This window comes from Janthinobacterium sp. CG3, from assembly GCF_000344615.1.
Classification (GTDB): domain Bacteria; phylum Pseudomonadota; class Gammaproteobacteria; order Burkholderiales; family Burkholderiaceae_D; genus Janthinobacterium.
On the sequence record NZ_KB467824.1, the window covers coordinates 5,172,539 to 5,199,465 of the forward strand.

The following is a 26,927-nucleotide window of genomic DNA, read 5'->3' on the forward strand; positions in this document are numbered from 1 at the left end:
ACCGAAGCCGCGGCTTTCCGTGGAGGCGGGAGTTGGCCATTGCGCATTGCGGAAAATGCCTATATAATTCTTGTGCGGGGTGGAGCAGTCTGGCAGCTCGTCGGGCTCATAACCCGAAGGTCACAGGTTCAAATCCTGTCCCCGCAACCAAATATCGAAGCCGTCGGTTCTTGCAAAAGGAACCGGCGGCTTTTTGGTTTTTCCGGCGCCTCTTGCCGGTAATCCGGACATGGCTATTGCCCTGAGCGGCGCCAGCGTATATAATTCTTGTGCGGGGTGGAGCAGTCTGGCAGCTCGTCGGGCTCATAACCCGAAGGTCACAGGTTCAAATCCTGTCCCCGCAACCAAATATTGAAGCCGTCGGTTCTTGCAAAAGAGTCGGCGGCTTTTTGGTTTTTGCGCCGACGATTTTTACGCCAGCGCGCCGTCGAGCCGGCCGATGCGGTGGCTCACCGGACGGACGAAACTAGTCCATTGCGGGCCTGATACGATGAAGGGCAAGCTTGATTATTCGTGCGGGCGCTGGTACAGGCTGGCCCACAGGTGGGCGGCGAGCATGGTGCGGTGGGGCCGGTACCGCGCCAGCCATTGCTCGGTGCGCGCCATGTCCGGCTTGCTTGGCTCGCCCAGCAGCGCTTGCAGCGCGGCGCGGATGGCGACGTCGCCGTGCAGCGAGCAGTCGGCGTAGCCGTAGCCGCGCAGCAGCGCGTAGTTGACGGTCCACGGGCCGATTCCCTTCACCGCCAGCAAGGCCGCCGAGACCGGTCCGACGTCGCCGCCCGGCGCCAGCGCCAGGTCGAGCGCGCCGTCGTCGACCAGGCGCGCCAGGCGCAGCAGGGTTTCCGCCTTGGCGCGCGAGAATTTGCGCGCGGTCAGTTGCGCCACGTCGAGCCGGGCGACGTCGACCGCCTCGGGATAGCACCACAGGCCGCCGCTGTGTTGGCGGCCCGCCTGCAAGATGAAGGTGCGGCGCAGCGCAATGGCGAAAGGCAGGTTGATCTGCTGGCCGATGATGGCCCAGGTCAACGCTTCGAAGGCGCTGGCCGACTGGACGATGCGCAGGCCGGGCTGGGCCGCCACCAGCGGCGCCAGCAGCGCGTCGCCACCGACGAAATCGGCGAACGGTTGCGGATCGATGCGCAGGCCGAGGATGTTGTGCAAGGCCTGCCCGGCCTGCGCGGCGGCGCCGGCCGACAGCGCGGCGTCGGCGCGCACGCTGCACTCGGCCATGCCCGGGCCGAAGGCGATGTCGAGTTCGACCGCGGCGCCGTCCAGCAGCACGCCCTTGCGCAGGCGTTGCGGACCGACCTGTTCGGCCACGCTTTCGCTGTCGCGGCTATGGAAGGCGATCACGTCTTGCAGGCGGTAGCCCGGCGGCAGCGCGATGGCGACTTGGCGCACGTTGACGCCGTCGCCGCCGCTCATACCGAGGCCGGCTTGCGCAGCCAGGCCAGGCTGGGGCGGAAGCCGGTCACCAGCGCGGTGCCGACGATGACAATGGAGGAGCCGGCCACGGTGTGCCAGCCGAAGTCCTCGCCGAGGAACAGGCAGCCCCACAGGATGCCGAACACCGGTATCAGGAACGTCACCGTCAGCGCCGAGGTGGCGCCGACGTCGTGGATCAGGCGGAAGTACAGCAGGAAGGCGACGCCGCTGCACAGCACGCCGAGCGCCAGCACCGCCGCCATCACGCCCACGCTGGGGCTGGCCGGGGCCGGGAAAAACGGCAGCGCCGGCAGCACCATCAGCGCGGCGGCCCACATGCTGCCGTGGGCGTTGGCGAAGGGCTCGACCGCCTTGGCCGATTTGGCGTAGGTGGTGGCGATGCCGTAGCAAAAGGCCGCCAGCAGGCCGGCGCAGATCGCCACGCCGGCGCCGGCCTGGGTCGAGACGTGGTCGAAGCCGACTAGCAGGGCCACGCCGCCCAGGCCGAGCACCAGGCCGAGCAGGGTGCGCGGCGCCATCGCGTGGCGGCTCCAGACGGCGGCGATCAGCGCGCTCCAGATCGGCGAGGTGGCGTTCAGCACCGACAGCACCGAGGCCGACAGGCTGGTGGCGGCGTAGGCGTACAGCATGAACGGCAGCGTCGAGTTGAAGAAGCCGAGCACCATGAAGTGCTGCCAGTGCTGGCGCAGGCCCAGCGGTTTTTTCAGCACGAAGCCGATCACGGCCAGGAACACGGCGGCCGAGCCGACCCGGTATTCGATCAGCACGGCCGGCCCGAGCACGGGCGCGCCGATGCGCATGAACAGGAAGGAGGCGCCCCAGATCGCGGCCAATAGGATGAGCCTGAGGGAGTCGGCTGCTTTCATGTCGTGTCTTTCATTTGCCAAAGGTGAAGTGTGCTACCGGCGCCGCCAGGGCGCCAGCCGATTCTTGCTATTGAACTGCGCGCTTGGATTGCTTAGTCGATGCGTTCGGTGAAGGCCCGCGCGCACGGCGTCTCGCCCGGCGCGGCCAGGGCGGCGGCGTGGCCGATTTGCAGCGCCGCCGGCACGGCGTTTTTCACGGCGGTCATTTCGGCCAGGATCGATATGGCGATCTCGGCCGGCGTCTTGCTGCCGATGTACAGGCCGATGGGAGCGTGCAGGCGCGCCAGTTGCTCGGCGCTGACGTCGAACTGCAGCAGGCGCTCGCGGCGCTTGCCGTTGTTCAGGCGCGAGCCGATCGCGCCGACGTAGAAGGCGTCCGATTTCAGCGCCTCCATCAGCGCCAGGTCGTCCAGCTTGGGGTCGTGGGTCAGGGCGACGACGGCGCTGCGCCGGTCCAGCCGCAGTGCCAGCACCAGATCGTCCGGCATCGCGTGCACCAGTTCGACGCCGGGCAGTTGCCAGCCGCCGCGGTATTCCTCGCGCGGGTCGCAGACGACGACGTGGTAGTCCATCGCCATGGCGATTTGCGCGAGAAAGCGCGACAGTTGGCCGGCGCCGATGATCAGCAGGCGCCAGCGCGGGCCGTGCACGGTGGTCAGCACGCGCCCGTTGAGTTGCAGCGCGGCGCCGGGGCCGGCCGGCGCCAGCGTGACGGCGCCGCTGTCGAGGTCGAGCCGGCGCGCCACCAGTTCGTGGCGCTCCAGGCGTTGCAGCAGTTCGGCCACGGCGCTGCGCGGCGTCAGCGGCTCGATCGCCAATTCGATGGTGCCGCCGCAGGGCAGGCCGAAGCGCTGCGCCTCGTCGGCCGTGATGCCGTAGCTGACCAGCTCTGGCGCGCGGCGGCGGATGCCGTGCCGGCGCACCCGGTCGATCAGGTCGTCCTCGATGCAGCCGCCGGAGACCGAGCCGACCACGCGGCCGTCGTCGCAGATGGCCAGCGTGGCGCCGACCGGGCGCGGACTCGACCCCCAGGTCTTGGTCACGGTGACCAATTCGCAGCGGTGGCCGGCCGCCAGCCAGGCGGCGCTGCTCTTCAACACTTCGAGGTCGATGCTGTCCATTGCGCGAAAGGGCTCCATGCCGGGTGGTCGGGCGAAGCATGGAATATACTACGCGCTCCGAAAGCTTGCTGGGAGTAAAAATGACACAGAACACAGACCAAGAAGACGACGGCAACCCGAAGTTCGGGCGCCTGTTGATCGTGCTGTTCGCCGCCGTGGTGTTTTGCGCCGCGCTGACGTGGGTGATGGGGGTGTTTTTCCCCGACTTCCCGAACTTTTAGGCCCGTTCAGCTAACCCGGCCGGCGTCGGCGGCGGCTCGGCGTCGGATTACGCTCTGCTCATCCAACCTACGACACGCTCACGGCAACACCGGCAATTTGTTGACGACGGTATCGGCGGGGCCGAGCACCCGCCCGTCGGGCCGGCTTAGCCGCATGGTCGGAACCGGCGTGCCGGTGTCCCGCTCGACCATGGTGGAATGGCTTTCGCCGGCGCCATACAGATGCGCCTCGCTCCACTGGCGCAGGCTGACTAGCACGCCGAACAGGCTCAGCCCCTTGGGCGTGAGCACATACTCCCCGTAGGCGGTGCCGTCCGAGGCCGGCGCCATGTCCAGAATGCCGTTCTCGACCAGCTTGCGCAGGCGGTCCGCCAGGATGTTCCTGGCGACGCCAAGATTCTTCTGGAACACGCCAAAGCGCCGCACGCCGTCAAACGCGTCGCGCACGATCATCAGCGACCATTGATCGCCGACCACGGTCAGCGCACGCGCCACCGGGCACGCATCCATCCTTAACTCTTGCCGCTTAGCCATTTCCCCCCCCCCCGCGGGCGTGCCGCATTCAATCAAAGTGGTTGCATTTTAATACTTGTATCGGTATGCTTCAACCAGTTTCAATTTAAAACCACATTGACCGAGCCGGGAGACGCCATGTCCACATACTCCACCCGGGCCGCCGTCGGCGCCCGCCAGCCGGCGCCCGCCGCGGCCATGCCGCGCTACCTGACGCTGCTGTTTGCGGTGGCGAGCGCATTCAGCGTCGCCAACGTGTATTACGCGCAGCCGCTGTTGGACGCGCTGGCGCGCGAGTTCGGTATCAGCCACGGCGCCGTAGGCATGGTGATCGCGGCGACCCAGGTCGGCTGCGCGCTGGCGCTGCTGTGCGTGGTGCCGCTGGGCGATCTGCTGAACCGGCGCCGCCTGACCATCGTCCAGTTGGCGTTGCTGTGTGCGGCGCTGGTGGCGGTCGGCCTGGCCGGCAACACCTCCTTCCTGCTCGGCGGCATGCTGGCGCTGGGTTTGCTGGGCACCGCCATGACGCAAGGCTTGATCGCCTACGCCGCCACGATGGCGGCGCCGTCCGAGCGCGGGCGGGTGGTCGGGGCCGCGCAAGCCGGCGTCATGATAGGCCTGCTGCTGGCGCGCGCGGTCGCCGGCCTGGTGGCCGACCTGGCCGGCTGGCGCGCGGTGTATTTTGCGGCGGCGGCCTTGGCGCTGGTGTTGTTGGCGATCCTGGCGCGGGTGCTGCCGGGCCAGGCCGCGACCACCGTCAAGCTGACGTATGCGCAATTGCTGGCGTCGATGTTGCGCATGTTGTGGCGCGACCGGGTGTTGCAGGTGCGCGGCGTGATCGCCATGCTGATGTTCGCTACGCTGAGTATTTTTTGGACCGTGCTGGTATTGCCCCTGAGTGCGGCGCCGCACGCGCTGTCGCACACGGCGATCGGCGCGTTCGGGCTGGTCGGCGTGGTGGGGGCGCTGGCCGCCGCGCGCGCCGGGCAACTGGCCGACCGCGGCTTGGGGCAATGGACCAGCGGGGTCGCGCTGGCGCTGTTGCTGGCGGCCTGGCTGCCGCTGGCGTTCACCGACACCTCGCTGTGGGCCTTAATTGTCGGCATTGTCGTGCTGGACCTCGCCGGGCAGGCCATTCACGTGACCAACCAGAGCATGATATTCAGCGCGCACGCCGACGCGCATAGCCGCGTCGTTGCCTGTTACATGATGTTCTACACGGTGGGGAGCGGGCTGGGCGCCATTGCCACCACCCATGTCTACGCGGCGGCGGGCTGGTCCGGCGTCTGCCTGCTTGGGGCCGGCGTCAGCCTGGCGGCGTTGGTGTTTTGGATGCTGACCTTGTGTTGCATGCCGAAGGACGGCGACGCGCTGATGTAACAAATGAAAGCAATTCGATCAGCGGCGCGCCGGCGGCGTTACGGCAGCAGCGCGGTCTTGCTGGCCTGCTTGGCCTTGATCTCGGCAACGGTCTTGTTGATCGCGGCGACGCGGAAGGCGACGCCGGGATGGTTGGCGGTGTAGCCGTTGAGCACGCTGGCCGGGTAGGCCGTCGCCAGCCGCTGCCAGAAGCTGGCGGCGTTGTTGATGTTGTAGCCGCCGCGCGCCAGCAGGTACAGCGCCAGCCTGTCGGCGGCCGCGTCGAGTTCCTGCGGCATCGGCTTGACGCCGCCGCTGCCGATCAGCATCGACAGGTCGGGCGCGACGTTGTTCAGGTTCTCGATGATGCTGCCCAGGGTGCCGGTGGCGCGCTGCGCGGTGGCGTGGGCGAGGATGTTGTGCGCCATGTCCTTGGCCATCACGTAGGCGATCGACTCGTCGTTCTGGGCGAAGTTGATCATGCCGCGGGTGAGCATGACGCGCTGGCCGTCGGCGTAGGAGTTGACGTTGTCGGCGTTGCCCAGGTCGACCCGGAAGGCGCAGGCGCGCGTCACCGGCACGCTCAGCTTCTGGTCGGCGCCGTCGCGCGCGATGGTCATGGTCAACGTGGCGCGGCTGGCCACCAGCGGGCCGAAGATGCCGGCCGCCTGGGTTTCGGCGTTGGCGCCGCGCGGCAGCACCTTGCCGTCGGCCGCGACCAGGCCGTCGCCCTTGCGCAGGCCGGCGCGCGCCGCGCCGCTGCCGGCCAGCACGCCCGACACCTGCAGCATGTCGCTATAGCCCAGCGCCGCCCGCGAGGCGTCGGCGAACTCGCCCGGGTAGGAGTATTTGTTCTTGGCGGTGAAGCCGAGCAGGTTGCGCGCCTGGTTCTTGCACAGGTCGGCGTTGTTGATCAGCAGCGGCGCCGCCACCTTGTACAGGCGTTCCTGCAGGCCGACCATCCTGGCGACGGTTTCCTGCGCCGCCAGCATGCGCTGGGTCACCACCGGCGCGGCCATTCCCGGCCGCGGCGGCGGCTGCAGCGGCGCGCGCTCGTCGGTGTAGACGGGCGGGGTCGAGCAGGCGCCCAGCAGCGTCGCCAGCAGGGCGGCGGCCGGGGCGCGGAATCGGAGTGCTACAGCGGGGGCGTGACCAGGCATCGATACTTCCTTATTGTTTTCCAGTGCTGCCGAAGCCGCCAACACCGCGTTCGCTTGTGTCGAATTCCTCGACAATGTTAAAGCCCACTTGCAGCACCGGCACAATGATCAACTGCGCCAGCCGTTCCATCGGGTTGAGGGTAAACGCGCTATGGCCGCGGTTCCAGGTCGAGACCATCAACTGGCCTTGATAATCGGAATCGATCAAGCCTACCAGATTGCCCAGTACGATGCCGTTCTTGTGGCCCATGCCGCTGCGCGGCAGGATCATCGCCGCGTAGGACGGGTCGCCGACGTGGATCGCCAGGCCGGTCGGGATCAGCACGGTCTGGCCGGCTTCGATGGTGATGGGCGCGTCGATGCAGGCGCGCAGGTCGAGGCCGGCGCTGCCCGGGGTGGCGTAGGCCGGCATCTGTTCGCGCATGCGCGGGTCGAGGATTTTGACGTCGATGGTTTTCATAGTGGCTTCTCGTGCTAGGGTAGGGGCGGTGTGGCGGCGTTGGCCGCCGGGGTCACTGGAACAGCGAATTGTGGGCCAGCCGCTTGGAGATTTCGCAGATCAGCTGGCGCGCCAGTTCCAGCTTGCCGGCGCGCGGCAAGACCGTGTGGCCGTGTTCGTCGAACAGGATGATGGTGTTGTCGTCCTGGCCGAAGGTGTGGTGGCCGATGTTGCCGACCAGCAGGGGGATGCCCTTTTTTTCGCGCTTGCTGGCGCCGAAGGCGACCAGGTTTTCCGATTCGGCGGCGAAGCCGACGCAATACGGATAGCCGGACAGGTTGGTGCGCGCCGCAACCGCCGCCAGGATGTCGGGGTTTTGCTCGAACTTCAGCTCCGGCACGGAGCCGTCGGCCTGCTTCTTCATTTTCTGTTCGCTGGCGTTGAGCACGCGCCAGTCGGCCACCGCGGCGACCGCGATGAAGACGTGCTGGCCGTCGAGCTGGCCCATGACGGCGTCGTGCATCTGCTGCGCGCTTTGCACGTTGACGCGGCGCACGCCGAACGGCGCCTCCAGCGCGGTCGGGCCGGAGACCAGCGTGACCTCGGCGCCGGCTTCGCGGGCGGCGCGCGCCACGGCGTAACCCATCTTGCCCGACGACAGGTTGGTGATGCCGCGCACCGGGTCGATCGCCTCGAAGGTCGGGCCGGCGGTGATCAGCACGCGCTTGCCGGCCAGCGCCTTCGGCTGGAAGGCGGCGATCAATTCCTCCAGCAATTGCTGCGCTTCGAGCATGCGGCCCAGGCCGACCTCGCCGCAGGCTTGCTCGCCGGCGCCGGGGCCGAACAGGGCGATGCCGTCGTCGCGCAGTTGCTGGGCGTTGCGCTGGGTGGCCGGGTTCCGCCACATTTCAACGTTCATCGCCGGCGCCAGCAGCAGCGGCAGCGCGGCCGGGCGCGCCAGGCACAGCGTCGACAGCAGGTCGTCGCAGACGCCGTGCGCCAGCTTGGACATGAAGTCGGCCGAGCAGGGCGCCACCAGGATCGCGTCGGCGCCGCGGCTCAGGTCGATGTGCGCCATGTTGTTGTCGACGCGGGCGTCCCACTGGCTGCTGTGGACCGGGTGGCCCGACAGCGCCTGCATCGTCACCGCGGTGATGAAGTGGGTGGCGGCGTCGGTCATGACGACGCGCACCTCGGCGCCGGCCCTGGTCATGGCGCGGCACAGTTCCGCCGCTTTGTAGCAGGCGACGCCGCCGGACAGGCCCAGGACGATTTTTTTACCAGACAGTTCCATCATGCTTCTCCGGGATTACTTGTTCACGCGCCGCAGTTCGTCGAGGATGAACAGCGCGGCGCCGAGGAAAATGGCCGAGTCGGCGAGGTTGAAGGCCGGGAAGTGTCCCCAGCCCTTGAGGTGGAAATCGAGGAAGTCGATGACGTGGCCGTAGGCGATGCGGTCGATCACGTTGCCGATGGCGCCGCCCATGATCAGCGCCAGCGCCCAGCAGAACAGGCGCTGGCCGGCGTGCTTTTTGAGCAGGTAGAGGATGAACAGCACCGCGCCGATGGCGATGGCGGTGAAGAAATAGCGCTGCCAGCCGCCGGCGTTCTTCAGGAAGCTGAAGGCGGCGCCCGGGTTGTAGACCAGGGTCAGGTTGAAAAACGAGGTGACGACGCGCTCTTCGGCGTAGGCGAACAGGCGCGCGACGGTGATCTTCGAGACCTGGTCGAGCAGGATCACGATGGCGGCGATGCCCAGCCAGGGCAGCAGCGACGATTGCGTTTTGGACGAGAAGGTTTTTTTAGTGGCCATAGTTTTCTATTCGGGTTCGTGGCCGCCATCGCGCGGCTCGGCGATGGCGGGGTGGCGCATCGCAGTTTACGCGAAACGGCGTTTTTCGCCCGCACCGAACAGATTGCTGTGGCAGCGCCCGCACAGGGTCGGGTGCTCGGCGTGGCCGCCGACGTCGGCCCGGTAGTGCCAGCAGCGCTCGCACTTGGGCGCCGTCGAGGCGCTCACGGCGACGCCCTCGTCGGCCGCGTCGGCCACTTCAACGACGCTCGCCTGCGAGGTGATGAAGACGAACTTCAAGTCCTCGCCCAGGCTGGCCAGCAGCGCGTACTTGGCGGCGCCGGCCTTGATGGTCAGCTCGGCCTGCAGCGAGGAGCCGATGGCGCCGGAGGTGCGCACGTCTTCGAGCTGCTTGGTGACGTCGGCGCGCACCGCGCGCAGGGCCGCGTATTTCTCCAGCAGGGCGGCGCCGTCGGCCACCGCCGGCAGTTCCCAGTAGGTCTGCGTGAAGATGGTCTCGTCGCTGGCGCCGTAGGCCTCGGCGCTGGCGAACACGGCCCAGGCTTCCTCGGCGGTGAACGACAGCGCCGGCGCCATCACGCGCAGCAGGCTTTGGGTGATGTGCCACAGCGCGGTCTGGGCCGAGCGCCGCGCCGGCGACGCCAGCGCGGTGGTGTACAGGCGGTCCTTCAGGATGTCGAGGTAGAAGCCGCCCAGGTCTTCCGAGCAGTAGGTTTGCAGCTTCGAGATCACCGGGTGGAATTCATAGTCCTCGAAATGCTGGACGATCTCGCGCTGCAGCGCGGCCATGTTGGCCAGCGCGTAGCGGTCGATTTCCAGCAGCTCGGCGACCGGCACCGCGTGCAGCGCCGGGTCGAAGTCCGAGGTGTTGGCCAGCAGGAAGCGCAGCGTGTTGCGGATGCGCCGGTACGATTCGGTGACGCGCTTGAGGATCTCGTCGGAGATCGACAGCTCGCCGGTGTAGTCGGTCGAGGCGACCCACAGGCGCAGGATGTCGGCGCCGAGGGTGTCGGAGATTTTCTGCGGCGCCATCACGTTGCCGAGCGACTTCGACATCTTCTTGCCGTCGCCGTCGACGGCGAAGCCGTGCGTCAGCAGCGCCTTGTACGGCGGGCGGCCGTTCAGCATCGACGAGGTCAGCAGCGAGGAGTGGAACCAGCCGCGGTGCTGGTCGGAGCCTTCCAGGTACAGGTCGGCCGGAAACTGCGACTGGGCCGCGTGCGAACCCTTGCCGTCCGGGCCGCCCAGCACGGTCTCGTGGGTGCAGCCGGAGTCGAACCAGACGTCGAGCGTGTCCTTGTTCTTGATGTACATGTCGGCGTCGTCGCCCAGCAGGTCCTTCGGCTCCAGCGGCAGCCAGGCGTCGATGCCGTCTTTTTCGATCAGCTTGGCGACCTGCTCCAGCAGTTCCGGCGTGCGCGGGTGCAGCGCGCCGGTTTCCTTGTGGACGAAGAAGGCCATCGGCACGCCCCATTGGCGCTGGCGCGACAGGGTCCAGTCGGGCCGGTTGACGATCATGCCGTGCAGGCGCGCCTGGCCCCAGTCCGGGAAGAACTTGGTGGCGGCGATGCCGGCCAGCGCGCTCTCGCGCAGGGACGGGCCGCCGTCCTTCGGCGTCACGTCCATGCCGGCGAACCACTGCGAGGTGGCGCGGTAGATGATCGGGGTCTTATGGCGCCAGCAGTGCATATAGCTGTGGTCGAACATCTTCACCTCGAACAGCGCGCCGGCGTCGGTCAGCGCGGCGCAAATCGGCTTCGACGCCTCCCAGATGGTCATGCCGCCGAACAGCGGCAAGGTCGAGGCGAATTTGCCGTCGGCCATGACCGGGGTCAGGATCTCGTCGTCCTTCATGCCGTGGTTTTTGCAGGACACAAAGTCTTCCTGGCCGTAGGCGGGCGCCGAGTGGACCACGCCGGTGCCGCTGTCGGTGGTGACGTAGTCGGCCAGGTAGACCGGCGACATGCGCTGGTAGAAGGCGTCGCGCGCGGCCAGCGGGTGCTGGAAGCGCAGGCCCTCGAGCGCCGCGCCCGGGCAGGTGGCGACGACGGCGCCTTCGAGCTTGTAGCGCGCCAGGCAGGACTCGACCAGGTCGGCGGCCAGGATCAGCATCAGCGGCTGGCCGTCGCGGCTGGTTTGTACCAGCGCGTAGGTGACGTCGGCGTTGACGTTGAGCGCCTGGTTCGACGGGATGGTCCACGGCGTGGTGGTCCAGATGACGATAAAGCCCTTGTCGGCCGGCAGCGCGGCCAGGCCGAAGGCGGCCGCCAGCTTGGCCGGTTCGGCGAAGGAGAAGCCGACGTCGATGGCCGGGTCGCGCTTGTCCTGGTATTCGACTTCGGCCTCGGCCAGCGCCGAGGCGCAGTCGAAGCACCAGTTGACCGGCTTCAGGCCGCGGTAGACATAGCCTTTTTCCAGCAGCTTGCCGAGGGCGCGCAGCTCGTCGGCTTCGTTGCCGTGCGCCATGGTCAGGTAGGGGTTGTCCCACTCGCCCAGCACGCCCAGGCGGATGAAGCCGGCCTTCTGGCGCGCCACCTGCTCGGTGGCGTAGGCGCGCGCCTTGGTCAGCACGTCGGCGGTCGGCAGGTTCTTGCCGTGCAGTTTTTCGATCTGGATCTCGATCGGCATGCCGTGGCAGTCCCAGCCCGGCACGTAGGGCGCGTCGAAGCCGGCCATGGTGCGGGCCTTGACCACCATGTCCTTGAGGATCTTGTTGACCGCGTGGCCGATGTGGATGTCGCCGTTGGCGTACGGCGGGCCGTCGTGCAGGATGAATTTGGGGCGGCCGGCGGCGGCCTTGCGGATGCGCTGGTAGATTTTCTTGTCCTGCCATTGCTGGACCCATTGCGGCTCGCGCTTGGCCATGTCGCCGCGCATCGGGAACGGCGTTTCGGTCATGTTGACCGGGTACTTGCTTTCGGGCTTCTTGGATTTTTGCTGTTTCGGCGTGACGGGGGTGCTGTTATCGGACATATTTTTTCTTCAGATGAATATCGGTGTGTCGGTGTATCAATGTCAATGCGCGGCGTCGATGCGCGGTGCTGGACGGTGGCGCGGCTCCGCGCGAACGAGTGAGCGTCAAATTCGGTCGGTCGCGGTGATGGCGCCGCCGCGGCGCGCGAAATAGGCGCGGGCGGCGTCGGCGTCGCGCGTGATGGCGTCGGTCAGGGTCGGCAGGTCGACGTATTTCTCCTCGTCGCGCAGCTTTTCCAGGAATTCCACCCGCACCAGCTTGCCGTAGCAGGACTGGGCGAAGTCGAACAGGTGCACCTCCAGCAGCACCCGGCCGCCGTCGTCGACGGTCGGGCGCACGCCCAGGCTGGCGACGGCCGGCAGCGGCTGCGCGGCCAGGCCGTGCACCTGGACGATGAAGATGCCGGCCAGCGCCGGGCGGTGCGCCACGCGCAGGTTCAGCGTTGGGAAGCCGAGCGTGCGGCCGAGCTTCTGGCCGTGGATCACATGGCCGGACATGGCGTACGGATGCCCCAGCAACTGCTCGGCGTGGACGAAGTCGCCCGCCGCCAGCGCGGCGCGCACCGCCGACGAGGAGATGCGCTGGCTGTTGTTCATCACCGTCGGCAGCGTTTCGACGTGGAAGCCGTAGTGGCGGCCGGCCTCGTGCAGCATGGCGACGTTGCCGGCGCGCCGGGCGCCGTAGCAGAAGTCGTCGCCGACCATCAGCCATTTCACGTGCAAGCCGTCGACCAGCACCTTTTCGGTGAACTCCTGCGGCGTCAGCGCCGAGAAGTGGGCGCTGAAATGCTCGACGATGACGCGGTCGGCGCCGGCGTCGGACAAGGACTGCATCTTGTCGCGCAGGTTGGCGATGCGCGGCGGCGCCTTCGACAGGTCGCCGGCGCGCTCGGCGAAGAACTCGCGCGGGTGCGGCTCGAACGTCATCACTGCCGCCTCCAGGCCCAGGCTGTCGGCGGCCGTGCGCACGCGCGCCAGCAAAGCCTGGTGGCCGACGTGGACGCCGTCAAAGTTGCCGATCGTCAGTGCGCAGGGCGCTCGCGCCTGCGCGTTGGGAAGTCCGCGGAATACCTTCATAGGAATCTTGGTGAAATACTATCGGTAAATGGTGGATCAAATGAAGGATTATACGGACAGTTGGCGCGATTCACACCAGCAACGGCTTTTGCCGCCCGATTCGGCCTGGCAAAACGATAAAAAACGCCGCCGGCGGGGACGCGGGCGGCGTTTTAAACCGGGGACAGACCACGATTTCCGAGAAAGTTTCTCGAAAAACGTGGTCTGTCCCCGGTTGGCTTTTACATCGGGTGGTTGGTGTTCAGCACCCAGTAGCGCGCCAGGTCGGCGGCGCCGTCGCTGCCCTGCACGGTTTTAAACGTCGACAGCGCGTTGGATTTCTTGCCGGCGTTCAAATAGGCGATGCCCAGGTGCAGCTTGACTTCGTCGGCGTGCTTCAGGCCGCCCATTTTGAGCGCCTGGTTCATCAGTGCCAAACCCTTGTCGGCCTCGCCGTTGCTGACTTGCGCAAAGCCCAGGGAGGCCAGGCCGTCGGCGTCCTTGTTCTTGAGCAGTTCGGCTTCCGCGGCGGCGGCGTTCTTGGCGTTGTCGGCCAGCGTTTTGACGGCCAGGTCTTTCAGGCGCTGGTGGCGCGGGGCGTCGGCGCCGGTGCCCAGCACGGCCTTTTTGTAGCCCAGGTCGACGATCTTCAGCGCCTCGGCCGGATTGCCCGCCTGCAGCGCCAGTTGCGACATTTCCATGTACTCACCCGGCTTGCCGAGCAGGCCGTTGACCAGTTTCAGGCGCCACACGTCCAGCGACAGGCGCTCGGAGAAGCCCGGTTTGCCGGTCACGCGGTTCAGCAGGTCGGCCCAGTAGCTGGTCTTCGGATAGCCGCCGGCGAGTTTTTCCAGCGTGCTGACGTAGCCGGCCTTGTCGCCCTGCTTGAGCTGGATGTTGGCGAGCATTTGCAACTGGCCTTCGGAGGCGCCGCGTCCGCTGCCTTGCAATTCCTTGGCCGCGGCCGCGTAGTTGCCGCTGACGTAGTAGGTCTGGATCAGCAGTTCGCGCATTTGCGCGTTCTCGCCGTCCTTCAGCGAACGGTTGATCCAGGTGATGGCTTTCGGCCAGTCCTTGGCGCGGTAGTACATGCCGGCCAGGCCTTGGGTGAACTTGGGCGCTTCGGCGGCGGACAGGCGGCCGGAGTTGATGACGAATTCAAAGGCCTTGATGGCGGCGTCGTTGTCGCCCGAGGCGGCGGCGGCCGAGGCGCGCACGCGCTCGATCTGGTAAGTCTCGAAGGCGGTCTTGCCGCCGACGTTATCGGCTTCGCGCAGTTTCGCGAGCGCTTCCTTGTTCTTGCCCGACGATACCAGTCGTTGCGCTTCCTGCAGCGGTTTGCCCACTTCCGCGCGCACCGTGTCGGCGGCGAAGGCGACCGGGCCCAGGCCCAGCATAGGCGTGGCTGCGGTGAAACCAATGGCGGCCATTACCAGGCCGAGATGAGCGAGACGAAACTTGGACATTGGAATTCTTTCGTGGAATGCGACACGGCAGGGTTACCCTGCCGTGTCGTGTAAATAAATAAGAGATCCTGACAGAACGCTTATTGGAACTGTTCGTTGCCGACCAGACCGATTTTGGTCACGCCCAGACGCTGCGCGGACGCCATCACGCCGGCCACGACCTTGTACGACACCAGTTTGTTCGGACGCAGATGCACTTCCGGCTGGTCCGCTTGCGCGGCCACGCTGTTCAGCTTTGCTTCCAGCGACGGGCGATCGGGGATCACCTGGTTGTCCCACAGGATGGTGCCGTCGAAGTCGACGTCGATCGTCACGACCACGGGTTCCTTGGTCGGTGGCGGCGGGGTGCCGACCGGCATGTTCAAGTTCACCGAGTGGTTTTGCTTAGGAATCGTGATGATCAACATGATAATCAACACCAGCATCACGTCGATGAGGGGCGTCATGTTCATTTCCATCATTGGTTCCGGATCAGCGTTGCTGCTGCTGCCCGAACCGACATTCATACTCATGGTGTTTCCTTTTAAGAAGTCCAACTGGCTGTGGGGCCCGTATTGCCAGCCCCAAGGCTGGGCAGGGCCCCCGGCAAGACGCGCCGGGGGCCGCTGTCGCTGTTAGGCCTTGTCAGGCGGCTCGGTAATGAAGCCGACCTTTTGGATTCCAGCCCGCTGAGTAGTGAAGATAACCTTGCCGATGAACTCGTAGCGCGTGTCCTGGTCGCCACGAACGTGCACTTCCGGCTGCGGCGACTTCACCGACTCAACCTTCAACATGTCGAACAGGGCATTCGTATCCCGCATTTTCGTCTGGTTGTAGTAAATCTCACCATCCTTGTTGACGACGATGTTGATGTTGGTGGGTTTTGGTTTCAACGCCTGGTTGATTTCCGGCGGCAGCGTGATCTTCTGCAGCTTGAGCACAACGGGGCTCGTAATCAAGAAAATGATCAGCAAAACCAACATGATGTCGACGAGCGGCGTCGTGTTGATTTCGGACATGACTTGGTCTTCTTCTCCGCTATCGGAGCCGACTGACATCGACATGATTCTTATCCAATCTTTTTAGCGCCGGCAGCGCGGCCAGCTTCGCTGGTCGACATGGCGCCGGAGATCAGTACCGAGTGGACGTCGGCGCTGAACGAGCGCACGTCTTCCATGGCCGATTTGTTGCGGCGAACCAACCAGTTGTAACCCAGAACGGCAGGAACGGCGACGAACAGGCCGAAGGCGGTCATGATCAGCGCTTCGCCGACCGGGCCGGCGACCTTGTCGATCGACGCGTTACCGGTCATACCGATGTTGGTCAGCGCGCCGTAGATACCCCAAACGGTACCGAACAGACCGATGAACGGTGCGGTCGAACCAACGGTAGCCAGGAACGACAGGCCGTCTTGCAAACGCGACTGGACTTTTTCGACGGCGCGCTGGATCGACATCGTCACCCAGGTCGACAGGTCGATTTGTTCCAGCAGGGCGCCGTCATGGTGGGCCGTTGCCTTGGTGCCGGTTTCGGCGATGAAGCGGAACGGGCTGCCTTCTTTCAGCATGGCCGAACCGGCGGCGATCGACGGCGCTTTCCAGAACTTGGCCGAGGTCTCTTTCGATTGTTTGAAAATTTTCATTTGGTCGATCAGCTTGGTGACGATGATGTACCAGCTACCGATCGACATCAGCGACAACAGGATCAGGGTGGCGCGTGGCACGAAACCGCCTTCGTTCCATACCGCTTCAGGACCGAACGGGTTGTGCACTTCTTCGGTCGCCGGCGCTTTTGCACCTTCTACCGCGGCCGGCGCGGGCGCTGCCGCCGCGGCGTCAACCGGCGCCGCTGCTGGAGCCGAGGCGGCTGCCGATGCTGGCGCGTCGGCGAAGGCTGGTGCGGCGACCATGGCGGCGCTCACGGACAGCAGAACCGCGGCAAAAAAAGCGGACAGACGGGTATTCTTAAACATGCTTCCTCCAAAAATTTAAAATAATCAGATCGCTGAACGTAATGGCAACGAAATCTCAGTGTGGGACTATACCGCTATCCCGGGTTTATTCCAGGTTCCAAACGTATTGCATTTGCATCCAGGCTTGTTCTGGCTTGCCGTCGACCATGCCCGGCTTGAATTTGCATTTGCCGATCGCATTCACGGCGGCTTTATCCAAATCGCGGAAACCGCTCGACTTTGCAATCTTGGAATCTGCAACGCGTCCATCGACTCCAATTAAGAACGACAACGTCACGGTGCCGGTCTCTTCGTTGCGGGCCGACGACTTTGGATACTCTGGCTTGGCGCAGGTATTCATGTCGGCGACGGCTGCAACGGTCACCCCTTTGGCCGGGCCCGGGGGGGCTGCCGGCGCCGCGGGTGGCGCGGGACGGGCCAGCTCGGTGGTAGCTGGCTTGGCCGTGGAGGTGACGGCGATCACGTTCTGTTGCGGCGGTGGTTGCTGTACGTTCACTTCGACTGGCGGAATGAATGGCGGCGGGGGCGCTTTCATTTCCGGCGGTGGCGGTGGCGGTGGAAGGTCTTTCGGCGGAGGCGGTTTGACTTCCTCGATAATTGTGGTCTCCACAGCGTCAGTCATTTTTGCGACCATACGCTTACCCAAGCCGGTTACGATCCCGTAGGCGACCAGGGCATGCAGCAGGATAACTACAGTGATTCCTGTAAAGTTTTTCCCGGTACTCTTCTCGTTCGAAAAATTCATGCCTGCTTTCTCCAATACCAACTCTTTTGTTGCAACTGAACCCCTAAATGACGCCAAAATGCTGCTGTCGCCATGCGGGACGTCGGCGAATTATACATACGAATACTTTATTTTACATAGAATTTTAACGTCTAAAACCGGTTAAATTTCGCATGGTTTCAGGGCTTCCGGCCGTGTTTTGGCGCTGCTTTGACAAGGCTTTCTGGTGGAAATAAATAGATCAATTGACAACAAATTGGTACCACTTTGGTGCTAAAGCCAGTAAGTTCTTCCATGCCTTCAAATAGCAGAATTTAATTTGCCGATAAGTGGCCGGATGGCCGTCAAATTCTGTGGCATTTATTGCATTTCATTAACTTTTGCGGTCGAATTGATACAGTTTGCTACTGTGCTTGACTATACTCGTATGACAAAAATAATGCTTAATTTGCACGGATGAGCGTGCGCGGGGGTGGTGTCGCGGCCGAAAAGGACGGCGGACCGCGTCGCCCACTGTATAAACGGGGGCGGGCGTGGCTGCCGCTCGGCGCGCGGCGCGGGCGCCGTTGGCGCCTTGGCGGGGCAAAGGGCGCAGGGGAATCGTCGGTTTGTTTGCGTAATGTCAAACCGGCGGCGGCGTTCGGCAGGGGGGGCGGTGGCGAAACCGGCAAACCAGAGGCGTAAAACCGGGGCCGGACCGCGGGGGTCCGGCCCCGGCTCCGCGCCGCGGTTTGATTGGCGGCGTTGCCGGCCCGCATATATATAGATATAGCGTTTATCTATGCGGGGGCGGGGCTAGGCGTTGCGGGCGCGCTTTTCGCGCTTGCAATCGATGGTGCTGAGGACGTTGCCGTTCGGGTCGACGGTGTCGAGGTGGACATCGAAGCCCCACAACCGCGCCACGTGCTTGAGCACCTCCTCGGCCTGCTGGCTCAGCGGCCGGCGCTGGAACTGCGTGTGGCGCAGCGTCAGCGCGCGGTCGTCGCGGGTGTTGACCGACCAGACCTGGATGTTCGGCTCGCGGTTGCCCAGGTTGTACTGCTCGGCCAGCTGTTGGCGCACGTAGCGGTAGCCGGCCTCGTCGTGGATCGCCGAAATCGCCAGCTTCTCGTTCTTGTCGTCGTCGAGCACGGCGAAGAAGTGGAACTCGCGGATCAGCTTGGGCGACAGGTACTGGGCGATGAAGCTCTCGTCCTTGAAGTTGCGCATGGCGAAGTCGAGCGTCTTTTGCCAGTCGCTGCCGGCGATGTCGGGGAACCACACGCGGTCCTCGTCGGTCGGGTGTTCGCAGATGCGGCGGATGTCCGTCATCATCGCGAAACCCAGCGCGTACGGGTTGATGCCGCTGTAGTAGGGGCTGGTGACGGGCGGCTGGTAGACCACGTTGGTGTGGCTCTTGAGGAACTCCATCATGAAGCCGTCGCGCACCACGCCCTCGTCGTACAACTTGTTGAGGATGGTGTAGTGCCAAAACGTGGCCCAGCCCTCATTCATCACCTGGGTCTGGCGCTGCGGGTAGAAATATTGCGAAATCTTGCGCACGATGCGCACCATCTCGCGCTGCCACGGCTCCAGCAGCGGCGCGTACTTTTCGATGAAGTACAGCAGGTTTTCCTCGGGCTCGGGGGGGAAGCGCGGCGCCGCCTTGCTGACCTCCTCCTCGTCGCGCCGCGGCACGGTGCGCCACAGTTCGTTGATTTGCGACTGCACGTAGGCCTCGCGCTCCTTTTGCTTGGCGTTTTCCTGGGCCATCGATAGCTTGGCCGGGCGCTTGTAGCGGTCGACGCCGTAGTTCTGGATCGCGTGGCAGGAGTCGAGCAGGGTTTCGACGGCGTCGACGCCGTGGCGCTGTTCGCATTCGCTGATGTAGTTCTTGGCGAAGACCATGTAGTCGATGATCGCCTCGGCGTCGGTCCAGGTGCGGAACAGGTAATTGCCCTTGAAGAAGGAGTTGTGGCCGTAGGCCGCGTGGGCGATCACCAGCGCCTGCATGGTCAGGCTGTTTTCCTCCATCAGGTAGGCGATGCAGGGGTTGGAGTTGATGACGATCTCGTAGGCCAGGCCCATTTGGCCGCGCTTGTAGCTTTTTTCGGTCGACAGGAAGTGCTTGCCGAACGACCAGTGGTTGTACGAGACCGGCATGCCGACCGAGGTGTAGGCGTCCATCATCTGCTCGGCGGTGATGATTTCCAGCTGGTTCGGATAGGTGTCGAGGCCGAAACCGGCGGCGACGCGGCGGATTTCCTCGTGCGCCTGCTCGATCAGCTCGAAGGTCCATTCGGACTGCTCGGGCAGGGCGCGCGGGTGCGGCGGTTTCTTTGTCATCATGTTCATTATTTGACCTGCTTCTTGAACAGTTCGCGGAACACCGGATAGATGTCGGCCGGCGTGACGATTTTCTGCATGGCGAAGTGCGGGTGGTGGTCGTGCACCTGGGTGTATTGCTCCCACAGGTTTTGCTGCGGGCCGTCGGTGATCTCGACGTAGGTGTAGTACTGCACCTTCGGCAGGATGGTGTTGATCAACAACTGGCGGCACAGCACCGAGTCGTTGTCCCAGTTGTCGCCGTCCGAGGCCTGCGCCACGTAGCTGTTCCACTGGCCGACGCCGTAGCGTTCCTCGAGGATGCCGTTGAGCAGGTGCAGCGCCGACGAGACCACGGTGCCGCCCGACTCGCGCGAGTTGAAGAATTCGTTCTCGTCGACCTCGGCCGCCGCCGTGTGGTGGCGGATGAACACCACCTCGATCTTGTCGTAGGCGCGCTTGAGGAACAGGTAGAGCAGGATGAAGAAGCGCTTGGCGGTGTCCTTGCGGCTTTCGTCCATCGAACCGGAGACGTCCATGATGCAAAACATCACCGCCTGCGTCATCGGCTTGGGCACCTTGATGCGGTTGCTGTAGCGCAGGTCGAACGGGTCGATGAAGGGGATCGCCAGCAGGCGCGTGTGCAGGTGGTGGATCAGGCGGCGCAGCTCGAGCACGCGCTCGTCGTCGTCGGGGGCGCCCAGCAGCACGATCTCGGCCAGTTCGCGCTCGGCCTCGATGACCCGTTTGCGCGAGCTGCCGCCGACGGCGATGCGCCGCCCGAGCGCCCCGCGCAGCGAGCGCAGCACGTGGATGTTGGACGGCGTGCCCGACATATTGTAGCCGGCGCGCTGGTTCTTGAACTCGGTGGTCGCGGTCAACTGGGTCTTGACCATGTGCGGCAGTTCCAGGTCCTCGAAGAAGTAGTTCATGAACTCTTCGCGCGACAGCTCGAAGATGAAGTCGTCCTCGGTCAGCTGGTCGCTATTGCCGGCCTTGCCGCGGCCGGCGCCGGCGCCGCCCTTGGGCCGGGCGACCTGGTCGCCCTTCTGGTATTCCTTGTTGCCGGGATTGATGGTTTCCCACACGCCGCCGTGGGCGTGGCCGAACGAGGGCTCGCCGACGTCCTTGACGGGGATCGAGACCTTCTCGCCGTTTTCAATGTCGGTGATCGAACGGCCCTTGATGGCGCGCCCCACCGCATCCTTGATTTGACTCTTGTAACGACGCAAGAAACGCTCGCGGTTGACCGCGGACTTGTTCTTGCTTTGCAAACGACGATCAATGAGGTAAGTCAAAACATGCCTCCTGCAGCGATTGGTGCGGCGGTCGGTCCGGTGGCGGCGGGCGCTGGCGCGCCCGCCGTCACCGGGTTATCCCACTGCCGGCTTAAGAAGACTTCCTCACGCGCAAATACCATTCGCACAACAGCCGCACCTGCTTGGCGGTGTAGCCTTTTTCGACCATGCGGGCGACGAAGTCGGCGTGCTTGTTGGCGTCGTCGGCGCTGGCCTTGGCGTTGAAGGAAATCACCGGCAACAATTCCTCGGTGTTCGAGAACATCTTTTTCTCGATCACGGTGCGGAATTTCTCGTAGCTGGTCCAGGCCGGGTTCTTGCCGCCGTTGTGCGCCCGCGCGCGCAGACCGAAGTTGACGATCTCGTTGCGGAAGTCCTTCGGATTGGAAATACCGGCCGGTTTCTCGATTTTCTCCAGTTCGTTGTTCAGCGATTCGCGGTCGAAACTCTCGCCGGTGTCCGGGTCGCGGTATTCCTGGTCCTGGATCCAGAAGTCGGCGAAGGTGACGTAGCGGTCGAAGATGTTCTGGCCGTACTCGGAATAGCTCTCCAGGTAGGCGGTCTGGATCTCCTTGCCGATGAACTCGACGTAGCGCTGCGCCAGGTGCTCCTTGATGTAGGAGAAGTAGCGCTGCTCGGTTTCGGGCGGGAACTGCTCGCGCTCGACCTGCTGCTCCAGCACGTACAGCAGATGCACCGGATTGGCCGCCACCTCGGTGGTGTCGAAGTTGAACACCTTCGACAGGATCTTGAAGGCGAAGCGCGTCGACAGCCCGTTCATGCCCTCGTCGACGCCGGCGTAGTCGACGTACTCGTGCATCGACTTGGCCTTCGGATCGGTGTCCTTCAGGTTTTCGCCGTCGTAGACCAGCATCTTGCTGAAGATGCTGGAATTTTCCGGGTCCTTCAGGCGCGACAGGATCGCGAACTGCGCCATCATCTTCAAGGTGCCGGGGGCGCAAGGGGCCTTCAGCAGCGAGGAGTTGGCCACCAGCTTGTCGTAGATCTTGATCTCGTCGCTGACGCGCAGGCAGTACGGCACCTTGACGATATAGATACGGTCGAGGAAAGCCTCGTTGTTGCGGTTGTTCTTGAAGGTCTTCCACTCCGACTCGTTCGAGTGGGCCAGGATGATGCCGTCGAAGGGGATCGCGCCGAAGCCCTCGGTACCCTTGTAATTGCCCTCCTGGGTGGCCGTCAGCAGCGGATGCAGCACCTTGATCGGCGCCTTGAACATCTCGACGAATTCCATCAAGCCCTGGTTGGCCAGGCACAGGCCGCCGGAATAGCTGTAGGCGTCCGGGTCATCCTGGGCGTAGTCTTCCAGCTTGCGGATGTCGACCTTGCCCACCAGCGAGGAGATGTCCTGGTTGTTTTCGTCGCCCGGCTCGGTTTTCGAGATGGCGATTTGCTTGAGCACGGAAGGGTAGCGCTTGACGACGCGGAACTGGTTGATGTCGCCGTTGAACTCGTGCAGGCGCTTGACCGCCCACGGCGACGGGATGTTGCGCAGGTAACGGCGCGGGATGCCGTAGTCCTCCTCCATGATGACGCCGTCCTCCTCCTCGTTGAACAGGCCCAGCGGCGATTCGTTCACCGGCGAACCCTTCAGGCAGTAGAAGGGCACGTGCTCCATCAGCGACTTGAGCTTTTCGGCGATCGACGATTTGCCGCCGCCGACGGGACCGAGCAGATACAGGATCTGCTTGCGCTCCTCCAGGCCCTGGGCGGCGTGGCGGAAGTAGGACACCACCTGTTCGATGACCTCCTCGGTGCCGTAGAACTCGCGGAAGGCCGGATAGATCTTGATGATCTTGTTGGCGAAAATGCGCGACAGGCGGGTGTCGTTGCGGGTGTCGACCAGGCTCGGTTCGCCGATCGCGGCGAGCATGCGCTCGGGCGCGCTGGCGTAGGTGAGCCTGTCCTTTTTGCACAGAGCCAGATAGTCGGTCAGAGACATTTCCTCTTCCCGGGTCCGCTCGTAGCGTGCTGCGTAGTTGTCAAAAATGGTCATTTGAATGTCCTTTGATGTAAACCTGCTAGTCACTGTTATCGGCAGTGGGCGCCTCGCTCCCTGCCTGGCCTTTTATCGGTAAAAAAGTTCGCGTATTCCCTGTTGTAATGGTGCGCCGGCGGCCTGTGCCAAGTCCGGCTTGCCCGGACCCGAAATGCTGATGACGGTGCCGCGTGCTGGAACCGCTGGCTGGCCTGTTGTATGTCTTTATAACGCAACTTACGCTTATGAAATTTATTATTGCTCTATTAGTTCAGGAAGTCAAAAGATATGTCGTAATATCCTTAATACCCCTTCGTAAATTGTTGATTTCATTGGGGAAATTTAAAAAATTTGGCGCAATTCGAGTGGATTTTCTGCCATTTTATTCGCCATAAAACGACATTTCCCAAGCGCCGCGCAGGGGCTGGCCGCGCCGGCGCGCGACGGTGCGGCGCAGCAAAGCGCGGCGGCGGCAAGTGGCGCCGCCGATCTTGCGCTAAGATGCCTGCCTATTGACGTACGTATCCGCGAATCGAAGGGAAAAAACACATGATGAACGACGCATTGCGCGCGCTGCTGCAAGGCATGCCGAAGGCCGAACTACACATCCATATCGAGGGCTCGCTGGAGCCCGAACTGATCTTTGCGCTGGCGCGGCGCAACGCCGTGGCGCTGGCCTATGAATCGGTCGAGCAACTGCGCCTGGCCTACGCCTTCGAGGACTTGCAGTCGTTTCTGGACATCTATTACGCGGGCGCAAGCGTGCTGCTGAAAGAGCAGGATTTCTACGACATGACCAGCGCCTACCTGGCGCGGGCGCAAGCCGACAACGTGCGCCACGCCGAGATTTTCTTCGACCCGCAAACCCACACCGCGCGCGGCGTGCCGATCGAAGCGGTCATCGGCGGCATCCACCGCGCCTGCCAGGACAGCCCGGTCAGCGCCACGCTGATCCTGTCCTTCCTGCGCCACCTGTCGGAAGAGGACGCCTTCGCCACGCTGGAAGCGGCGCTGCCGCAGCGCGACAAGTTCATCGGCATCGGCCTCGACTCGTCGGAGGTCGGCAACCCGCCGGAGAAGTTCGCGCGGGTGTTCGCGCGCTGCCGCGAACTGGGCTTCCACGTCGTCGCCCACGCCGGCGAGGAAGGGCCGCCGGCCTACATTGAAACCGCGCTCGACGTGCTCAAGGTCGAGCGCATCGACCATGGCGTGCGTTGCCTGGAGGACGCCGCGCTGACGCGGCGCCTGGCGCGCGAGCAGATCGCGCTGACGGTGTGCCCGCTGTCGAACACCAAGCTGTGCGTGTTCGACACGATGGCCGAGCACAATCTGCTGCAACTGCTCGACGCCGGCCTGCTGGTCACCGTCAACTCGGACGACCCGGCCTATTTCGGCGGCTACATGAACGCCAACTTCCTGGCCGTGTTCGAGGCGCTGCCGCTCGGCCTGGCGCACGCGCGCACGCTGGCGCGCAACGGCTTTACCGCCGCCTTCCTGCCGGCCGCGGCCAAGCAAGCCTACCTCGACGAGGTCGACGCCTTTTTCGCCGCCGCCGCCGTCTAAGGCCGTTTAATCGCGTGCGCCGGCGGCGCGTCCGCCCGCCGGCTTTGCCTCCCCCCCCATTGCGTCCGCGCCGTCTGGAACACACCATGTTGAGCCTATCCCTGAAAATGACCGCGCGCGACTGGCGCGCCGGCCAGTTGCGCTTCCTGCTGGTGGCGCTGATCGTCGCCGTCGCGTCGTTGTCGGCGGTGGGTTTCTTCGTCGACCGGCTGCGCGCCGGCCTGAACCGCGACGCCCACCAGTTGCTGGGCGCCGACCTGGTGGTCAACGCCGACAACCCGCTCAACCCGGCCTGGCTGGCCGAGGCCGAGCGGCGCGGGCTGCGCATCGCCCAAACCGTGGTCTTCCCCAGCATGGCGCAGGCCGGCGAGGGCGAGCAATCGGTGGCGCAACTGGCCTCGATCAAGGCGGTCTCGAAGCACTACCCGCTGCGCGGCCGGCTGAAAATCAGCACCGCGCCCGAGCAGGCGGGCGAAGGCGAGGGCGCGGCCACCGAGGCCATTCCGGCGCCGGGCACGGTGTGGGTCGACGCCGGCATCCTGCCGGGCTTGAAGGCGCGCGTCGGCGACACCATCCAGCTGGGCGAGAAGCGCTTCACGATCGCCCAATTGATCGCCAGCGAACCGGACCGCGGCGCCGCCTTCCTCAACTTCGCGCCGCGCGTGATGCTGCCCTTGAGCGAACTGGCCGCCACCGGCCTGGTGCAACCGGGCGCGCGCGTCACCTACCGGCTGCTGCTGGCGTCGGCGTCGGCCGGGCAGGGCGCCGCCGTGGCCGGCTACCAGGCCTGGTTGGAGGCGCAGATCAAGGACGCGGCGCTCAAGGGCGTGCGCATCGACTCGCTCGAAACGGGCCGGCCGGAGATGCAGTCGACGCTGGAACGGGCCGACCGCTTCCTGTCGCTGGTCGGGCTGCTGTCGGCGCTGCTGGCGGCGGTGGCCGTGGCGATGGCGGCGCGCCGCTTCATGCTGCGCCACCTGGACGCCTGCGCCATACTGCGCTGCCTGGGCCTGACGCAAAACCAGGCGACGGCGATGTACCTGATTGAATTCGCGCTGGTCGGCCTGGCCGGCAGCGTGGTCGGCGTGGCGGTCGGCTTCGGCGGCCACCTGCTGTTGCTCGAACTGCTGGGCAAGCTGGTGCAAAGCGACTTGCCGCCGGTGTCGGCGCTGCCGGCGCTGCACGGCGTGGCCACCGGCATGTTGCTGCTGCTCGGCTTCGCCCTGCCGCCGATTCTGCAACTGCGCAACGTGCCGCACAACCGCGTGATCCGCCGCGAGCAGGCGGCGCCGCAGCCGCTGGCCCTGGCCACCTACGGCCTGGGCCTGGGCAGCTTCGTGCTGCTGCTGCTGTGGCAGGCCGGCGACGCGCAACTGGCGCTGCTGACCGCGCTCGGCTTCCTCGTCGGCTTCGCGCTGTTCGCGCTGGTGGCCTGGCTCGGCCTGAAGTCGCTGAAGACGCTGCGCGGCGCCGTCAACCATCAAAGCTGGCGCTTCGCCGTCACGTCGCTGCAGCGCCGCCCCGGCGCCACCATCGTCCAGGTGGTGTCGCTGGCGCTGGGCCTGATGGCCCTGCTGCTGCTGACGGTGGTGCGCGGCGACCTGATGACGGCCTGGCGCAACGCCACCCCGGCGGACGCGCCGAACCGCTTCATCATCAACATCCAGCCGGAGCAGAAGGCCGAGATCGCGCGCCGGCTGGCCGGCGCCGGCGTCGTCAACGCGCCGCTGTACCCGATGATACGCGGGCGCCTGGTGGCGGTGAACGGCGCGGCCATCACGCCGGCGACCTACACCGAAGAGCGCGCCAAGAACCTGGCCGAGCGCGAATTCAACCTGTCGACGATGGCGCAGATGCAGGAACAGAACAAGCTCGTCGCCGGCAGCTGGTTCGCCGACCGCGCCGGCGCGCCGGCCGAGGCCTCAGTCGAGGAGGGCATCGCCAAGACGCTGAATCTGAAGCTGGGCGACAAGCTGCGCTTCGACATCGCCGGCACGCCGGTGGAGGCGGCCGTGACCAGCCTGCGCAAGCTCGAATGGGGGTCGATGAAGGTGAACTTCTTCGTCATCATCAACCCGGCGGCGATGGCCGACACGCCGCAAAGCTGGATCACCGCGTTCCACCTGCCGCGCGCCCAGGCGGCGCTGGGCAACGCCCTGACGCGCGACTATCCGAACCTGACGGTAATCGACGTCGGCGGCGTGCTCAAGCAGGTGCAGGCGGTGCTGGAACAAGTCGTCACGGCGGTCGAGTTCCTGTTCTCGTTCACGCTGGCGGCCGGCGTGCTGGTGTTGTACGCCGCGCTGATGGGGTCGCAGGACGAGCGCACCCGCGAGGCCGGCCTGCTGCGCGCGCTGGGCGCGACGCGGCGCCAGTTGTCGCAGGCGCAGCTGATCGAATTTACGCTGGTGGGGGCGCTGGCCGGCCTGCTGGCGGCGGCCGGCGCCTCGGCGATGGGCTGGGCGCTGGCGACCTACCAGTTCAAGTTCGAATGGAGCTTCGGCTCCGGCGTCTGGCTGGCCGGGCTGGTGACGGGCGCGCTGTGCGCCATCACCGGCGGCTGGCTGGGCCTGCGCAACGTGCTCAAGCAACCGCCGCTGCAGACCCTGCGCGAAGGGTAGGCGGCGGCGGGCCGGGGGCTCTTTTTCCCTGGTTTTT

Annotated in this window: 22 protein-coding genes and 2 tRNA genes; 6 read left to right on the plus strand and 18 right to left on the minus strand. The window is 65.0% G+C overall.

Annotation, left to right across the window (positions count from 1 at the left end; genetic code table 11):
- Positions 1 to 73: 73 nt before the first annotated feature.
- Together JANGC3_RS0123000 and JANGC3_RS0123005 are read left to right on the plus strand one after the other, a co-directional pair.
- Positions 74 to 150, plus strand: a tRNA-Met gene (locus JANGC3_RS0123000).
- Between the two features lie 120 nt (positions 151 to 270).
- Positions 271 to 347: transfer RNA gene (locus JANGC3_RS0123005), tRNA-Met, on the plus strand.
- 160 nt (positions 348 to 507) lie between these two features.
- On the opposite strand, the gene JANGC3_RS0123010 is transcribed toward JANGC3_RS0123005, so the two are convergent.
- The 3 genes from JANGC3_RS0123010 to JANGC3_RS0123020 all read right to left on the minus strand — a co-directional run bounded on the left by JANGC3_RS0123010 (position 508) and on the right by JANGC3_RS0123020 (position 3,433).
- The gene (locus JANGC3_RS0123010) at positions 508 to 1,425 is read right to left on the minus strand and encodes a DNA-3-methyladenine glycosylase 2 (protein ID WP_017878839.1); all 918 of its coding nucleotides are present in this window, start codon (positions 1,423 to 1,425) and stop codon (positions 508 to 510) included.
- Positions 1,422 to 2,312 (minus strand): DMT family transporter, encoded by an 891-nt coding sequence (locus tag JANGC3_RS0123015; protein WP_026133386.1) that lies wholly within the window; start codon positions 2,310 to 2,312, stop codon positions 1,422 to 1,424. Before JANGC3_RS0123015 ends, JANGC3_RS0123010 begins: the two co-directional genes overlap by 4 nt.
- Positions 2,313 to 2,404: 92 nt before the next feature.
- Entirely contained in the window at positions 2,405 to 3,433 is a 1,029-nt protein-coding gene (locus JANGC3_RS0123020) for an XdhC family protein (protein WP_017878841.1), read from the minus strand.
- Positions 3,434 to 3,513: 80 nt separating this feature from the next.
- Between JANGC3_RS0123020 and JANGC3_RS33380 the strand changes: the two genes are divergently transcribed.
- Positions 3,514 to 3,654: a hypothetical protein gene (locus JANGC3_RS33380; protein ID WP_017878842.1), complete on the plus strand. Its 141-nt coding sequence runs from the start codon at positions 3,514 to 3,516 to the stop codon at positions 3,652 to 3,654.
- Positions 3,655 to 3,732: 78 nt separating this feature from the next.
- On the opposite strand, the gene JANGC3_RS0123030 is transcribed toward JANGC3_RS33380, so the two are convergent.
- Positions 3,733 to 4,188, minus strand: coding sequence for a winged helix-turn-helix transcriptional regulator (locus tag JANGC3_RS0123030; RefSeq protein ID WP_026133387.1), 456 nt, complete (start codon positions 4,186 to 4,188; stop codon positions 3,733 to 3,735).
- Between the two features lie 117 nt (positions 4,189 to 4,305).
- Here JANGC3_RS0123030 and JANGC3_RS0123035 point away from each other — a divergent pair, with 117 nt between their 5' ends.
- Positions 4,306 to 5,547 (plus strand): MFS transporter, encoded by a 1,242-nt coding sequence (locus JANGC3_RS0123035; protein ID WP_017878844.1) that lies wholly within the window; start codon positions 4,306 to 4,308, stop codon positions 5,545 to 5,547.
- A gap of 38 nt (positions 5,548 to 5,585) precedes the next feature.
- Here the strand turns inward: JANGC3_RS0123035 and JANGC3_RS0123040 are convergent, their stop codons facing one another.
- From JANGC3_RS0123040 to JANGC3_RS0123105, 14 genes are all read right to left on the minus strand, one after another.
- Positions 5,586 to 6,686: a M48 family metallopeptidase gene (locus JANGC3_RS0123040; protein ID WP_017878845.1), complete on the minus strand. Its 1,101-nt coding sequence runs from the start codon at positions 6,684 to 6,686 to the stop codon at positions 5,586 to 5,588.
- Between the two features lie 10 nt (positions 6,687 to 6,696).
- Positions 6,697 to 7,146 carry a dUTP diphosphatase gene (gene dut, locus JANGC3_RS0123045; RefSeq protein WP_017878846.1) on the minus strand — a complete coding sequence of 150 codons (450 nt, stop codon included), beginning with the start codon at positions 7,144 to 7,146 and terminating at the stop codon, positions 6,697 to 6,699.
- 52 nt (positions 7,147 to 7,198) lie between these two features.
- A complete protein-coding gene (gene coaBC / locus JANGC3_RS0123050) occupies positions 7,199 to 8,419 on the minus strand; it encodes a bifunctional phosphopantothenoylcysteine decarboxylase/phosphopantothenate--cysteine ligase CoaBC (protein WP_017878847.1) in 1,221 nt (406 codons plus the stop codon).
- 15 nt (positions 8,420 to 8,434) lie between these two features.
- Positions 8,435 to 8,938, minus strand: a complete 504-nt coding sequence (gene lspA, locus JANGC3_RS0123055; RefSeq protein WP_017878848.1) for a signal peptidase II — start codon at positions 8,936 to 8,938, stop codon at positions 8,435 to 8,437.
- 66 nt (positions 8,939 to 9,004) lie between these two features.
- Positions 9,005 to 11,911, minus strand: a complete 2,907-nt coding sequence (gene ileS / locus JANGC3_RS0123060; RefSeq protein ID WP_017878849.1) for an isoleucine--tRNA ligase — start codon at positions 11,909 to 11,911, stop codon at positions 9,005 to 9,007.
- 105 nt (positions 11,912 to 12,016) lie between these two features.
- Positions 12,017 to 12,988, minus strand: coding sequence for a bifunctional riboflavin kinase/FAD synthetase (locus tag JANGC3_RS0123065; protein ID WP_017878850.1), 972 nt, complete (start codon positions 12,986 to 12,988; stop codon positions 12,017 to 12,019).
- Between the two features lie 221 nt (positions 12,989 to 13,209).
- Positions 13,210 to 14,433: a tetratricopeptide repeat protein gene (locus JANGC3_RS0123070; RefSeq protein WP_157406841.1), complete on the minus strand. Its 1,224-nt coding sequence runs from the start codon at positions 14,431 to 14,433 to the stop codon at positions 13,210 to 13,212.
- A gap of 80 nt (positions 14,434 to 14,513) precedes the next feature.
- Entirely contained in the window at positions 14,514 to 14,945 is a 432-nt protein-coding gene (locus JANGC3_RS0123075; protein WP_026133388.1) for an ExbD/TolR family protein, read from the minus strand.
- 102 nt (positions 14,946 to 15,047) lie between these two features.
- Positions 15,048 to 15,476, minus strand: coding sequence for an ExbD/TolR family protein (locus JANGC3_RS0123080; protein WP_026133389.1), 429 nt, complete (start codon positions 15,474 to 15,476; stop codon positions 15,048 to 15,050).
- Positions 15,477 to 15,481: 5 nt separating this feature from the next.
- Positions 15,482 to 16,384, minus strand: a complete 903-nt coding sequence (locus JANGC3_RS0123085; protein WP_081611955.1) for a MotA/TolQ/ExbB proton channel family protein — start codon at positions 16,382 to 16,384, stop codon at positions 15,482 to 15,484.
- Positions 16,385 to 16,469: 85 nt separating this feature from the next.
- A complete protein-coding gene (locus JANGC3_RS29915) occupies positions 16,470 to 17,129 on the minus strand; it encodes an energy transducer TonB (protein ID WP_035788961.1) in 660 nt (219 codons plus the stop codon).
- Positions 17,130 to 17,903: 774 nt separating this feature from the next.
- Complete coding sequence (locus tag JANGC3_RS0123095; protein WP_017878856.1) at positions 17,904 to 19,442, minus strand: SpoVR family protein; 1,539 nt, start codon at positions 19,440 to 19,442, stop codon at positions 17,904 to 17,906.
- Complete coding sequence (locus JANGC3_RS0123100; RefSeq protein ID WP_026133392.1) at positions 19,442 to 20,710, minus strand: YeaH/YhbH family protein; 1,269 nt, start codon at positions 20,708 to 20,710, stop codon at positions 19,442 to 19,444. Before JANGC3_RS0123100 ends, JANGC3_RS0123095 begins: the two co-directional genes overlap by 1 nt.
- A 91-nt stretch (positions 20,711 to 20,801) precedes the next feature.
- Complete coding sequence (locus tag JANGC3_RS0123105) at positions 20,802 to 22,724, minus strand: PrkA family serine protein kinase (RefSeq protein ID WP_017878858.1); 1,923 nt, start codon at positions 22,722 to 22,724, stop codon at positions 20,802 to 20,804.
- Positions 22,725 to 23,255: 531 nt separating this feature from the next.
- On the opposite strand from JANGC3_RS0123105, the gene JANGC3_RS0123110 reads away from it, so the two are divergent.
- Together JANGC3_RS0123110 and JANGC3_RS0123115 are read left to right on the plus strand one after the other, a co-directional pair.
- The gene (locus tag JANGC3_RS0123110) at positions 23,256 to 24,269 is read left to right on the plus strand and encodes an adenosine deaminase (RefSeq protein ID WP_017878859.1); all 1,014 of its coding nucleotides are present in this window, start codon (positions 23,256 to 23,258) and stop codon (positions 24,267 to 24,269) included.
- An 86-nt stretch (positions 24,270 to 24,355) separates the two neighbouring features.
- Entirely contained in the window at positions 24,356 to 26,890 is a 2,535-nt protein-coding gene (locus tag JANGC3_RS0123115; RefSeq protein WP_017878860.1) for an ABC transporter permease, read from the plus strand.
- The last annotated feature ends 37 nt before the right edge of the window (positions 26,891 to 26,927 follow it).

What these genes read in the sequence shown, in the direction of transcription:
- JANGC3_RS0123010 (WP_017878839.1), bottom strand. Translation starts at nt 1,425, where the DNA reads ATGAGCGGCGGCGACGGCGTCAACGTGCGCCAAGTCGCCATCGCGCTG.
- JANGC3_RS0123015 (WP_026133386.1), bottom strand. Translation starts at nt 2,312, where the DNA reads ATGAAAGCAGCCGACTCCCTCAGGCTCATCCTATTGGCCGCGATCTGG.
- JANGC3_RS0123020 (WP_017878841.1), bottom strand. Translation starts at nt 3,433, where the DNA reads ATGGACAGCATCGACCTCGAAGTGTTGAAGAGCAGCGCCGCCTGGCTG.
- JANGC3_RS33380 (WP_017878842.1), top strand. Translation starts at nt 3,514, where the DNA reads ATGACACAGAACACAGACCAAGAAGACGACGGCAACCCGAAGTTCGGG.
- JANGC3_RS0123030 (WP_026133387.1), bottom strand. Translation starts at nt 4,188, where the DNA reads ATGGCTAAGCGGCAAGAGTTAAGGATGGATGCGTGCCCGGTGGCGCGT.
- JANGC3_RS0123035 (WP_017878844.1), top strand. Translation starts at nt 4,306, where the DNA reads ATGTCCACATACTCCACCCGGGCCGCCGTCGGCGCCCGCCAGCCGGCG.
- JANGC3_RS0123040 (WP_017878845.1), bottom strand. Translation starts at nt 6,686, where the DNA reads ATGCCTGGTCACGCCCCCGCTGTAGCACTCCGATTCCGCGCCCCGGCC.
- dut (WP_017878846.1), bottom strand. Translation starts at nt 7,146, where the DNA reads ATGAAAACCATCGACGTCAAAATCCTCGACCCGCGCATGCGCGAACAG.
- coaBC (WP_017878847.1), bottom strand. Translation starts at nt 8,419, where the DNA reads ATGGAACTGTCTGGTAAAAAAATCGTCCTGGGCCTGTCCGGCGGCGTC.
- lspA (WP_017878848.1), bottom strand. Translation starts at nt 8,938, where the DNA reads ATGGCCACTAAAAAAACCTTCTCGTCCAAAACGCAATCGTCGCTGCTG.
- ileS (WP_017878849.1), bottom strand. Translation starts at nt 11,911, where the DNA reads ATGTCCGATAACAGCACCCCCGTCACGCCGAAACAGCAAAAATCCAAG.
- JANGC3_RS0123065 (WP_017878850.1), bottom strand. Translation starts at nt 12,988, where the DNA reads ATGAAGGTATTCCGCGGACTTCCCAACGCGCAGGCGCGAGCGCCCTGC.
- JANGC3_RS0123070 (WP_157406841.1), bottom strand. Translation starts at nt 14,433, where the DNA reads ATGTCCAAGTTTCGTCTCGCTCATCTCGGCCTGGTAATGGCCGCCATT.
- JANGC3_RS0123075 (WP_026133388.1), bottom strand. Translation starts at nt 14,945, where the DNA reads ATGAGTATGAATGTCGGTTCGGGCAGCAGCAGCAACGCTGATCCGGAA.
- JANGC3_RS0123080 (WP_026133389.1), bottom strand. Translation starts at nt 15,476, where the DNA reads ATGTCGATGTCAGTCGGCTCCGATAGCGGAGAAGAAGACCAAGTCATG.
- JANGC3_RS0123085 (WP_081611955.1), bottom strand. Translation starts at nt 16,384, where the DNA reads ATGTTTAAGAATACCCGTCTGTCCGCTTTTTTTGCCGCGGTTCTGCTG.
- JANGC3_RS29915 (WP_035788961.1), bottom strand. Translation starts at nt 17,129, where the DNA reads ATGAATTTTTCGAACGAGAAGAGTACCGGGAAAAACTTTACAGGAATC.
- JANGC3_RS0123095 (WP_017878856.1), bottom strand. Translation starts at nt 19,442, where the DNA reads ATGAACATGATGACAAAGAAACCGCCGCACCCGCGCGCCCTGCCCGAG.
- JANGC3_RS0123105 (WP_017878858.1), bottom strand. Translation starts at nt 22,724, where the DNA reads ATGACCATTTTTGACAACTACGCAGCACGCTACGAGCGGACCCGGGAA.
- JANGC3_RS0123110 (WP_017878859.1), top strand. Translation starts at nt 23,256, where the DNA reads ATGATGAACGACGCATTGCGCGCGCTGCTGCAAGGCATGCCGAAGGCC.
- JANGC3_RS0123115 (WP_017878860.1), top strand. Translation starts at nt 24,356, where the DNA reads ATGTTGAGCCTATCCCTGAAAATGACCGCGCGCGACTGGCGCGCCGGC.